General features: G+C 42.6%; 8 protein-coding genes and 3 pseudogenes. 8 read left to right on the top strand and 3 right to left on the bottom strand.

What is annotated here, in order from left to right:
- Nucleotides 1–18: 18 nt before the first annotated feature.
- From treR to RCG23_RS01235, 3 genes and pseudogenes are all read left to right on the top strand, one after another.
- Nucleotides 19–737: pseudogene (gene treR, locus RCG23_RS01245) on the top strand (trehalose operon repressor).
- 186 nt (nt 738–923) lie between these two features.
- A complete protein-coding gene (locus RCG23_RS01240) occupies nt 924–1553 on the top strand; it encodes an EamA family transporter (RefSeq protein ID WP_308178237.1) in 630 nt (209 codons plus the stop codon).
- Complete coding sequence (locus RCG23_RS01235) at nt 1550–1756, top strand: EamA family transporter (protein ID WP_308178236.1); 207 nt, start codon at nt 1550–1552, stop codon at nt 1754–1756. The genes RCG23_RS01240 and RCG23_RS01235 overlap by 4 nt, the downstream gene beginning before the upstream one ends.
- Nucleotides 1757–1781: 25 nt before the next feature.
- On the opposite strand, the gene RCG23_RS01230 is transcribed toward RCG23_RS01235, so the two are convergent.
- Nucleotides 1782–3635: a helix-turn-helix domain-containing protein gene (locus RCG23_RS01230; protein ID WP_308178235.1), complete on the bottom strand. Its 1854-nt coding sequence runs from the start codon at nt 3633–3635 to the stop codon at nt 1782–1784.
- A gap of 225 nt (nt 3636–3860) precedes the next feature.
- Between RCG23_RS01230 and RCG23_RS01225 the strand changes: the two genes are divergently transcribed.
- From RCG23_RS01225 to RCG23_RS01210, 4 genes and pseudogenes are all read left to right on the top strand, one after another.
- Nucleotides 3861–5105, top strand: a complete 1245-nt coding sequence (locus RCG23_RS01225) for a Zn-dependent hydrolase (protein WP_308178234.1) — start codon at nt 3861–3863, stop codon at nt 5103–5105.
- 20 nt (nt 5106–5125) lie between these two features.
- Nucleotides 5126–6313, top strand: a complete 1188-nt coding sequence (locus RCG23_RS01220) for an amidohydrolase (protein ID WP_308178233.1) — start codon at nt 5126–5128, stop codon at nt 6311–6313.
- 23 nt (nt 6314–6336) lie between these two features.
- Nucleotides 6337–6537: a DUF3311 domain-containing protein gene (locus RCG23_RS01215; protein WP_308178232.1), complete on the top strand. Its 201-nt coding sequence runs from the start codon at nt 6337–6339 to the stop codon at nt 6535–6537.
- Nucleotides 6534–8008: pseudogene (locus RCG23_RS01210) on the top strand (sodium:solute symporter). The gene RCG23_RS01215 and the pseudogene RCG23_RS01210 overlap by 4 nt, the downstream one beginning before the upstream one ends.
- Nucleotides 8009–8572: 564 nt before the next feature.
- Here RCG23_RS01210 and RCG23_RS01205 read toward each other — a convergent pair.
- Nucleotides 8573–10680: pseudogene (locus tag RCG23_RS01205) on the bottom strand (transglycosylase domain-containing protein).
- 229 nt (nt 10681–10909) lie between these two features.
- Here RCG23_RS01205 and RCG23_RS01200 point away from each other — a divergent pair.
- Nucleotides 10910–11176: a phage holin gene (locus RCG23_RS01200; protein WP_308178231.1), complete on the top strand. Its 267-nt coding sequence runs from the start codon at nt 10910–10912 to the stop codon at nt 11174–11176.
- A gap of 49 nt (nt 11177–11225) precedes the next feature.
- Here RCG23_RS01200 and RCG23_RS01195 read toward each other — a convergent pair whose 3' ends face one another.
- A complete protein-coding gene (locus RCG23_RS01195) occupies nt 11226–12047 on the bottom strand; it encodes a Cof-type HAD-IIB family hydrolase (protein WP_308178230.1) in 822 nt (273 codons plus the stop codon).
- Nucleotides 12048–12110: the final 63 nt, after the last annotated feature.

Genomic DNA, 12110 nt, shown 5'->3' with positions numbered 1-12110 from the left:
TTAACGGATGTGGCTGCCGTGACGAATAAATATATTACGATATACAACCAAATGGTCGAAAAAATTGAGTCGGGGGATTTTGCGCCTTCGACTCTTCTTCCATCTGAACATGACTTAAAGGATATTTTTCAAACATCGAGGGAAACGATTCGCAAGGCTTTAAATCTTCTCTCGCAAAATGGCTATATTCAAAAGGTAAGAGGCAAAGGCTCTGTCGTCATCGATATTACCAAAATGAATTTGCCTGTTTCAGGTCTCGTCAGTTTTAAAGAACTTGCTGAAAAAATGGCAGGGACTCAAAAACGACAGTCCACGAGCTTTCATTGATGGAACCAGACAGAATGTTAACCTCACAATTGAACCTCCATGCCAAGGACTTGGTTTGGAAGGTGGTCCGGACAAGGGAAATCGGCGGTGAAAAGGTAATCCTTGATAAAGATTATCTCGTAAAAAACATCGTGCCCCAGCTGACCAAGGAAGTTTGCGAGGATTCGATCTATTCATATATTGAAAATACGCTTGGCCTGCAAATAAGCTTTGCAAAAAAAGAAATCCTGATCGAAGAGCCAACAGAAGAGGACCGTCTTTACCTTGATATCGAAGGCTTCCATAATGTCGTCGTGATCCGCAGCCAGGTGCATCTCGAGGATGCGTCACTGTTTCAGTACACTGAATCAAGGCATAGGCCGGATAAGTTCCGCTTTGTCGACTTTGCCAGAAGGCGGACCACATATTAAGTTAATATTTTAAAGAGGCTGCCCCATAAAGATCGACCATGGGGCAGCCTCTTTTTTTAAAGAATAATAATCATATTATGTAAACACAAACAATATTAGTCAAAAAAACTCTTTGATTTTGAAAATAATTGTTGTAATCTTATAAATATTTAGTAAAACGAAATTATGAGGAGAAGAGGCGGTTGCATGCTTGTTTTATCACTGATCAGTTCATTCTTTAATGCAGTTAACGCACTTTATGCCAAAAAAATTGTGACCGAAATGAAGGATAATAATAGTTTCATTGTTACTTCTTTTATTTACATAGCTATTTTCCTTGGGCTCACTCTTCCTTGGCTATTCTCTTTTCATGTCTCATTGGCATCCATCAGTTTGGTAGTGCTTGTCATCCTTTTGGATACACTGGCAAACGTACTATTCTTTAAGGCGATGGAAAGAATTGAGGTGTCAGTGCTCGCTGTTTATCTTGCTTTAACGCCGCTGTTTACCTTTATCCCTAATTCAATCATTTATGGTTTTCATCCACTCGTATTGTTTTCTGTTTTATTTATTGTAACTGGGGTGTATTTTTTAAATTTAAAAGGAAGAAACCCGCTGACACCATTTATGGAATTGCGGAAGCCTGGAAATTTGTTGGGGATTGCCACGGCCGTTGTTTATGGTGTAAGTATGGTTCCGACCCAGCAAATCCTGCTTCATGGTTGGGCGAATCCTGTCACACTATATTTTTTCCGGTCTTGTGGAATTGCCATCATTACCTATATCCTATACCGGCCAAGATTTGGTTTCCAAAGCTGCATTTCCATCAGGGAATGAGGGGAATTACCGTCATCATTCAATGGCTCTGCCTTTTTACCGCACTAAAATTTGCGGATGGAACTCTTGTTGTTTCACTGGCATACACATCACCACTCTTTGCTATTTTTCTTGCCTGGATTTATTTTAAGGAGAAAATCACGATGGCAAAGCTGGCAGCTTGTTTTATTACAATTGCAGGCATCATTTTTACGATATCGTAAGAAAAGGCTTAATCTCAGAAAGAGATTAAGCCTTTTTTGTAAAGATGAGCTTATTTTTAAAAAATGGATAGAGGCTTGCGGCAAGGTGAATATTCAAAAAGCTGCTGCTCGAATTCAAGTCGTTCGAAAGCAGTTCTTCTATTCGTTTTAGCCGATATGTCAATGTATTGGTATGGACATGGATTGCTTCTGCTGCTTCCTTCGCATTTTGGTTATGCTCGAGATAAGCAAACAAAGAGGGGAGAAGTTCCCCTTTGCGTGAAACATCGTATTCCATAACTGGACCAAGAACATCAAGGATAAAATCAATCAGCTCCTCCTCAGAGTTTTGCAATAAAAGCCGCTGTACACCCAGATCCTTATAGCTGACAAGCTTATTTTTTTGTCCAAACCCCTGAATAAACTGAAGGCACTTAACCGCTTCATGAAACGATTTGCTGATGTGGGTTAATCCAGATTGAATCCGGCCTATGCCGATAGAAACTGTCGTGCCCCAGCTTTTTCGGTGGACTTCTTCCTGGAAATTGGAAACCAGTTCCTTAACTTGTGTCTCTACAAACTTAGTTGACACCTTCTGCTGAAATGATAACAGCACAATAATTTGTTCGTGATGTTGTATAGCGACTCCAAGGACATGATGTTTGAGAAAAACACGATTTCCCATCTGAACAAGGTGGCGGATGATACTATTTTTGTTTGGTATATTATCAGCCTCATCCAGTTGTAAAATGAGTGCCATGTAGTATCCCTCTGAACTAAATTGCAAATGCTTCGCCTGTTGGATAATCGTTTCGTCCATATTGCCAGAATACAGAGATTCAATTAGATCTGCGTTCATCCGTTCATGTGATTCATAAATCGCACGTTCCTTTACAATCTCAAGAGAAATGACCGAACAGGCATGCTCAAGAGCCCCCATATCGACGTCACTCATTTCACCATCTGAAACGATAAGCAGCACACCTAAAAACTGAGGCTTTGTCCCAACTGGAAGAGCTGCCAGACGGAATTTTGAGCCGCCGATGTGCACTTCTGCCCTGGAACGATATATTTCTTTTTTCTCTAAAATTTCAAGGGCATAAATTCGAAGAATATTTAGTTCGCTTTCCTGGACGGGTGTATGGAAGACAGATGACACAAGCTCACCGAGATCATCAAAAAGGAGGACCTGCTGGCTAATGCTTTTATGGATATATTGAATAATGGAGTCTAGACCCTCACCGTTCAGTACCAATTCAGCAAGGCTGTTATGGATATCAACGGAACGAGAAAGCATTTCATTTTGCTTGGAAATCGTTTTATTCAAAAGCTCAAGCTGACGAATAGATTCATCTTTCTCCTTATACAAACTTGCTTTTTCCAGGGCAACGGCCGCCTGATCAGAGATTGCCATCAAGAGATTAATATCTTCAGGGAAAAACTGAAGATCAGGATTAAAGGAATCAAGCGTGATGACTCCGATGCATTCTTCTTTCAAAAAAATAGGCGCGCAGATCGAGGAGAATGGCAGTGTGGGGATGGATTCAAGCATCAGGCGCAAATTTTCTTCAGAAAGGGTGGCTGTTGCTTTTTTAACCTCTGTTCGGTTAGGGAAAATCAGGCATTTTCTCGCTTCAAAGGCAAGGCCTGTCATCGACTCTCCCGCTTTGAGCCGGACGGTGGAGAGGACGTCCGTTTTAAAATTGTTATCTGATCTTGCGACAAGGCAATCCTGTTTGGAATCATAAAGAAACAATACCCCTCCATGTGCCGCATCGATTACTGATACCGTTTGGACCATGATCGAATGAATGATTGTGTCAATGTCGAGGGAAGAATTTAGGACATTTGATACCTGTATTAAAGATTGTAATTGCCGATGGCTAAGTGCTTCCTTCATTCCTTCCAATTCCTCCTTAAATACGACTATTGTAATCTATTATAACAAAAATTTTTGTTTTTATGGATAACTCCTAATTTTTGCTAAAATCATCAATAGATATTGTCTCTTTTTGTGGTTTTTCACAAATTGTTTCAATGAAATTTTGTCTAAAAATACATAGTAAATAGGTTGATTTATTTTTATAATTATAAAAAAATTCCAAAAATTAAAAAAGGTGATGAAATGATCAATCAAAACAGATTATGGGAAAGGCTTCAGCTTTTAAGCAAAATAGGGACGACAGCGGAGGGGGGAATCACACGTCTATCTTTTTCAGAAGAAGAAAGAAAAGCTAAAAATCTGGTTTCAGCCTTTATGGAAGAAGCAGGCCTTTCGGTAAGGGAGGATGAAGCGGGCAACCTGATTGGCAGAAAAGAAGGAACGAATCTTGATGCCCCGGTAGTCTTGATGGGTTCCCACGTGGATTCCGTCTTTAATGGTGGCAATTTTGACGGACCTTTGGGCGTGCTTGCAGCGGTTGAAGTACTGCAGACCTTAAACGAGCAAGACATTCAAACAGAGCATCCAATTGAAGCAATAGCCTTTACCGATGAAGAAGGGGCGAGATTCAGTTTTGGGATGATCGGCAGCCGTGCTCTCGCAGGAACTGTCACCCAGGAGGAATTAAAAAACAAGGACAGCAATGGAGTAACTATCGCAGAAGCAATGGCCGCCCAAGGCTTGAAGCCTGATGAAATCGGAAAAGCTGCACGTAAACCTAAAGACATCAAAGCATATATAGAATTACATATTGAACAAGGAAAAATACTGGAGCAGGAAAACCTGTCCGTTGGGATTGTTACAGGAATGGCAGGTCCCCTTTGGCTTAAGTTTATTGTCGAAGGTGAGGCTGGACACGCTGGAACAACACCTATGAGGATTCGACGAGATTCCCTTACAGCGGCTGCAAGAATCATGGTTGCGATTGAGGAGGAAGCAGCGAAAACAGGAACGACCGTCGGAACCGTCGGCCAATTGAAACTTTTTCCTGGTGGGATCAATATTATCCCTGGCCGTGTGGAGTTTTCACTGGATTTAAGGGATATCGATGAACATGTCCGTAATCAAGTAGAACAGTACATTCGTGAAAGAGCGGAGGAAATATGCGAGAACCAGAATGTAATACTTACGATTGAAGAGCTGCAGAGAATCGCGCCAGTACCATGCGCCCAAATGATTCAGGATGCAGCAGGGGAGGCTTGCAGGAAATCCGGTGTACAAGCATTCTCTCTTTCTAGCGGGGCTGGGCATGATGGCATGCAATTTAGCGATTTATGTCCAATAGGAATGCTGTTCGTCCGCTCGAAGGACGGCGTCAGCCATGATCCTGCAGAATGGAGCTCCAAGGAGGACTGTGCTGACGGTGCGAATGTTCTCTGTCATACGGTGTTATCACTAGCTGTACAAAAAGTGGATGTACCAAACTAATACAAATGGAGGTGGGGAAGATGGCAGTTAACAATCCAACATTCAATCTGGATCACCTGGCAAACGAAGTGAAAAGTGATGTCATTGCTTGGAGAAGACATCTGCATCAACATCCTGAATTATCATTTCAGGAAGAAAAAACCGCTCAATATGTATACGAGACATTGGTATCCTTTGGCAATATGGAAATTTCCAGGCCGACTAAAACAAGCGTGCTTGCTCGGCTGATTGGCCCCAACGAAGGAAGGGTGCTTGCCATACGTGCTGATATGGATGCACTTCCAATCCAGGAAGAAACCTCGTACGAATTTGCTTCAGCCAATCCAGGAGTGATGCATGCCTGCGGGCATGATGGACATACGGCAATGCTTTTAGGAACAGCCAAGGTTCTGTCAGGCTTAAAGGAAGAAATTAAAGGCGAAGTCCGTTTTATCTTTCAGCATGCTGAGGAATTATTTCCAGGAGGGGCACAAGAGCTTGTCGAAGCCGGTGTGATGGACGGAGTCGATAATGTGATTGGAATCCATTTATTGTCCCATCTGGAGGTAGGGAAGGTGGGAGTTGCCTATGGGCCAATGATGGCATCGCCTGATACATTCCATATTACCGTTAAAGGAAAAGGCGGCCATGCAGCATATCCCCATCAGACTGTCGATTCGATTGCTATTGCAGCTCAGGTAGTGACCAATTTGCAGCATATTGTTTCGAGAAATACCGATCCCATTGATAATCTGGTTGTTTCCGTTACACAATTTGCAGGGGGGACGGCTCATAATATTATTCCAGGTTCAGTCGAGCTTTGCGGAACAGTTAGAAGCTTTGATCCAAGCCTTCGTCAGTCCATGCCAGGAAAAATGGAAAGGATTATTAAAGGGATTACCGATGCACATGATGCTTCCTATGAATTTAGATATGAGTTTGGCTACCGGCAGGTCATAAATGACCATGAAGTAACAAAGGTCATTGAGGAAACAGTAAGGGAGGTTTACGGGGAAGATGCGCTTCAATTGATGAGGCCAACTATGGGAGGCGAGGATTTCTCAGCTTATCAGCAAGTTTCGCCAGGTGTTTTCTTCAATGTCGGAGCAGGAAACGTAGAGGAGGGAATCACCTATCCACACCACCATTCTCATTTTGCGATTGATGAACGCGCCCTCGATATCGGGGTAAAATTATTTCTCCATGCTTCATTTAAAATTTTAAAATAAAAAAATTAAAGGAGGCAAGTGACATGAAATTACAGTATTTTCTCGCATTAATCCCGTTTATAGGTCTTCTGGGGGGAATCCAGTTTGCCAATAAGGTGACCCCATATGTGGCAGGAATGCCATTTATCCTATTTTACATTGTATTATGGGTGGTTTTAACATCATTTATTATGTTGGCCATTTACAAAATGGACCCGGCAAACCGTGAGGAGGGAATCGAATGAATTCAGCACTTTTAATCATTTTCGGATTTTTAATATTATCGATTTTCCTTGGAATTCGTGCAAGAAAAGGCAAAGACATGGACCTTGAACAATGGACTGTCGGCAGCAGCGGATTTGGAACCATTTTTGTATTCCTACTGATGGCTGGAGAAATTTATACGACTTTCACTTTCCTGGGGGGAAGCGGATGGGCTTATGGAAAAGGCGGCCTACCTTTTACATCCTTGCTTACGGCTGTCTAGCCTATATAATGTCCTACTGGCTGCTTCCCGCTATTTGGAAGTATTCAAAAGAAAACAAATTACTGTCACAATCAGATTTTTTTGTCAGCAAATATAAAAGCCCTTATCTTGGTGTTTTAGTTTCTGTAGTAGGTGTAATTGCATTGATTCCCTATCTTGTCCTGCAATTGAAGGGCTTGGGCATTATTGTTTCCGAGGCTTCCTATGGAACAATTTCTCCATCCGTAGCGGTATGGATTGGTGCCATTTCAGTTACTGTTTATGTGATGATTTCAGGCATCCACGGCTCTGCCTGGACTGCCGTTATAAAAGACATTATGATTTTAGGTATTGTGCTGTTTCTTGGTATTTACCTTCCATTCCATTACTATGGAGGATTTCAGCCAATGTTTGAAGCGATTGACCAGGCAAAGCCGGGCTTCGTTACACTGCCGGACAGCGGCATTAGTGTTTCATGGTTCGTTTCAACCGTGCTGTTGACTGCACTTGGATTTTATATGTCGCCTCATACATTCGGCTCAATTTATTCCGCACAGAATGCAAAGGTCTTCCGAAAAAATACGATAATTATGCCATTGTACCAGCTCGTACTGCTGTTTGTTTTCTTTGTAGGGTTCGCCGCGATTTTACAAGTAAAAGGGCTGGAAGGTCCGGCTGGTGACCTTGCATTATTGCGCTTATCTATTCAGACCTTTGATCCATGGCTTGTTGGCCTGATCGGTGCAGCTGGGCTGTTAACTGCGATTGTCCCAGGTTCCATGATTCTAATGGCTGCCGCAACGCTGATGGCAAAGAATATTTATAAAGTATTTGTTCCAAAATCAACGGACCAACAGGTTTCTAGGCTCGCAAAGAACCTCGTTCCAGTTGTTGCTCTTGCTGCCTTATTTTTCACATTCCAGGGAGGTAACACAATCGTAACACTGCTACTAATGGGATATAGTCTCGTGACGCAGCTGTTTCCGGCACTTGTTTCAAGTTTATTCAAAAACAATATCGTTACGAAATACGGAGCGTTTGCAGGTATCTTGGCCGGTGTACTAACAGTTGCATATATTACCATTAATCAGACGACTATCGGTGTTTTATTTCCTTCATTGCCACAATCCGTTAAGGATCTGAATGTAGGGGTAATCGCTTTAATCATTAATGTAGTAGTCACTTTTGGTGTCAGCCTCGCAACAAAGTCTGTTGCTGTTAAAAGAGATACTACTGAGAATATTGCATAAGGCAAAAATGGTGTTAAAAAAAATGACGTATGCTGAGCATACGTCATTTTATTTGGATATTTGGTGTTAAGTTCTTGTGGTTGCATTTTTCATCATTGACCTATTTAGGACAAAATCTCCCTTGCTAATCAGGAAAATGTCATTCATAAGCCTTCTTGTGGACAAAAGCTGGCCAGGGAAAGGAAAAAACGGTCTTCAATAAGAGCTATGAAGACCAAACCACCCTGGGCTACCGGTGGAAATGGTCTTCATAAGAGCTATGAAGACCAAACCACCCCGGGTTACCGATGAAAGTGGTCTTCATAAGAGCTATGAAGACCAAGCCTCCCTAGATTACCGTTGGAACTGGTCTTCATAAGAGCTATGAGGACCAAACCACCCCAGGTTACCGAAGAAAATGTCCTTCATAAGAGCCATAAAGGGAAAAGTCCCCTGGTTAAAGAGAAAAATCCAACAACGCATTCAGCATAATACAAAGTGACCCGTTTTCCCTTAGAGGGCTAGGAGTCGCTGTACTAAGAGCGACCCCATTCCAACTGCGCTAAGCAAGCAGGCCATTGCCCTTTACTGCCCTCGTATTTTCTTTACGACACCGTCGATCGTTTTTCCGAGGTCCTGCATGCCTTTATTTAAGTCCTTTTTCCATTTTGGAGCTTCTTCCTTCAGCTTTTTGCCGATTACTCTGGCATTATCATTAAATTCTTTTCTTAATTTTTCCGCTTGTTCGCGAATGGCTTTTTTTGCTTCTTCTGTGGTTTTCCCTTTATTGGCTAACTGGGTATTCACAGAATCCACTTCAAAATGTTCCTTTTTCAAATTTGGTAATGATTCCTCCATGATGGCCCTGAATATAGGAACGACATTTCCTGAACTGTTATTCGGCAGGTAATGCTCACGGTCAGTTTGGTCAAAACCAATCCAGATGGCTCCGACCAGATTTGGGGTATAGCCGACCATCCACTGATCCTTCGTTCCATTGATATCCGTATATGGAAGCTGAGTGGACCCTGTTTTACCCGCTATCTCATAGCCTTTAATATGAGCCCTTCTACCGGTACCGCTCTCCACAACATTCAAAAGCATTGATGTCATTTCATTTGCCACTGCTTTCGAGGTTACCTTTGTTGTTTCCTGCTCATGTTCGGCAATCGTATCTCCAGTCGGGCCGACAATCTTTGTAATTAAGTGGCTGTCGTTGCGTTCTCCGCCGTTCGGGAAGGTGGTGAATGCATCAGCCAATTGAAGAGGGGAGATGCCGGTATGCATACCGCCCAATGCAATCGCAAGGTTTCGGTCTTCTTTTTCAACAGGTATACCAAATTTCTTAAGAGATTCGAGTCCTTTATCAATTCCAATTTTATTAAGCAGCCAGACCGCAGGGATGTTCAAGGACTTTTCCACTGCTTCATACATGGGAACCTCGCCCTGGGTCGTTCTTGAGAAATTTTCAGGTTTATAATTTCCAAAAGAAATCGGCTTGTCGACAAGATCGGAGGTAGCGTCATAGCCTTCCTCAAGTGCAGGTGTGTAAACGGCAAGCGGCTTCATCGTCGAACCAGGCTGTGCCTTCAGATGCGTTGCCCTGTTAAAACCTCTGAAAACATGCTCACCACGACCGCCCACCAAAGCGCGGACGCCTCCGGATGCAGGGTCCATTAAAACTGATCCGCTTTGTACCAGTGACCCATTCGGACCATGCGGGAATATCCAATTCTTTTTATAAACCTTTTCAAGTCCTGACTGGAGGTTCTGGTCCATTTCAGTATAGATACGGTAACCACGTGTGAAGATTTCCTCCTGTGTCAAGCCGTAGCGTGAAATGGCCTCATCAAGCACCGCGTCCACATAATATGGATAATGCCTTTCTGCTCTTGTTCCGCCGCCGTCACGCAGGCGGATCTTTTCGTGTTTCGCTTCCTTATACTGTGAAGCAGTAATATAACCTAGTTCTTTCATTTTTCCTAAAACTACGTTGCGCCGTTTAATTGCCCGGTCGTAATAGTTGTAGGGATCAAGCGCGGTAGGTGCCTGGACAAGGCCTGCCAGAAGGGCTGCTTCACTGATTGATACATCCTTAATATTTTTTGCAAAATACTTTTGGGATGCCTGCCCGATACCCCAGGCTCCGCTTCCGAAATACACCTGGTTTAAATACATTTGTAAAATTTCTTCTTTTGAATATACCTTTTCGATTTTAACGGCAAGGAAGAGCTCCTCTGCCTTCCGTTTATACGTCCGCTGTGGAGAGAGGAGGGCGTTTTTAGTCAGCTGCTGTGTTAGCGTACTACCGCCGCCTGTAACCCTGCCGGCAAAAATATTGCCAAAAAGGCCCGGGCAATGCCCTTAATATCAAATCCATGATGCTGGTAGAATCGTTCATCCTCAATGGATACAACCGCATTCGGCACATATTTGGGAACGTCACTGAGCGAAACCCCCTTTAAACGGTTCGGCTGCAGTTCGCTGGCGGTTTCGCCATCCTTATCATATATAACTGTGGATTGACCTAAGCCCTCCTTAAGTGACTGGACATTTGTCCTGCTCGCCAGCCACGTAAAATAAAGAATCGTCAATAAAATAACCGTAAGTAATAGCAGCAGTAATATTTGAGTGAGATGCCTTCTCTTCCAAAATCGAATAATGGCATCGCGTATTGGCTTTAATTTTTCCATGTAAATCCCCTTACTTTTGCCGCATGTGAGGAGCGGCAGTTTTAAAAAAGTGTTATTGCGTTATATTATAAGGATTTTTATGAAAAAAAGACAATGGAACGGTGAAGGTGTGTATTTACATTGTAAAATAGTGCGAAAAAATATTCTCTGATAGGACAAAGGCGGACAATCACACGATTAACGAGCATATGCTAGTAAAAAGGGAATTATTTAGCAAAGGGTGATTAAGATGATTAACTGGAGAGTGCGTTTCCGCAATGGGGGATGGGTTCTGGCATTTCTGTCTCAGCTCATGATTGTTTTGCAGCTTGCGCTGACGGCATTGCATACTTTAGGTGTTATACATTTTCAATTAACAGATGCGGTGAAGGAATGGGTACTGTCCTTTGCAAACGCAGTGTTAGTATTGATGTCCATGTTTGGAATAGTCCAGGATCCTACGACAAAAGGTTTAAGTGACAGTGCTCGGGCTTTAAAGTACGATGAACCCCAATAATCGAAAAGAAACAAAGAGCGTCGGCATATTGTCCGATGCTCTCTGTTTTTTATGAAAGTACTTTTTCCCTTAACACAAATTGTTCGACGACTTTGGCAACGCCGTCATTCATATTCGTATCGGTTATATAGTCCGCTTTTGCCTTAATATCAGCAGGGGCATTACCCATAGCGACGCCAAGGCCTGCAAACTCAATCATAGCCAAATCGTTATAGCTGTCACCGATGGCAATGACTTCCTCGCGCTTAATCCCAAGCTGGCGGATTAAATGGTCAAGGCTTGTTGCCTTAGTGACACCGTCATTTGTAAATTCAAGAAAGAAGGGCTTTGAGCGCATCACACTTAATTCACCCTCTAATTCTTTCTGCAGCTTTTTTTCCACTTCAGCTAATTTTCCTGGCTCGGCAAGCATTAATGCTTTTACAACCGGTTCTGTAACTGCTTCTTTAAAGCTGTCAACAAGCTTGATCTCCATACCTGTCAGCTCGCCTTCGATGTCAGTGAAAGGATTTGCTGTTTCAGCAATGATTTCACTCCCGATATAGGTGTGGATTAAAACTTCTTCACGGCTGCTGAGGTCATATAATTCATGTACAGTCCTAGGAGCCAGAGTGCTGCTGAATATTTCTTCATCAGTACTGCAATCGATGATTTTCGCCCCGTTAAAAGATAATATAAAACTTCCAAATTCTTTTAGACGCAATTCCTTTGCGATATCCTGCATTCCAAAAGTAGGGCTGCCAGAGGCAAGCACCACTTTAACGCCGGATTCCTGTGCAGCGAATAACGTTAATTTTGTTTTAGCGGAGATGGTTTGGTCATCTTGAAGAAGTGTATCGTCCAGGTCTAGTACGACCATTTTATAAGTCATTTGCAAAAATCCCTTTCTAAACTAATTCTCAATTTATCATCCTAATATAATGGCAAAAAAAAT

The sequence above is a fragment of the Neobacillus sp. PS3-34 genome, from assembly GCF_030915465.1.
GTDB lineage: Bacteria > Bacillota > Bacilli > Bacillales > Cytobacillaceae > Neobacillus_A.
The sequence above is the reverse complement of the archived record's forward strand: the minus strand, read 5'-3'. Positions and strand labels throughout refer to the sequence as shown.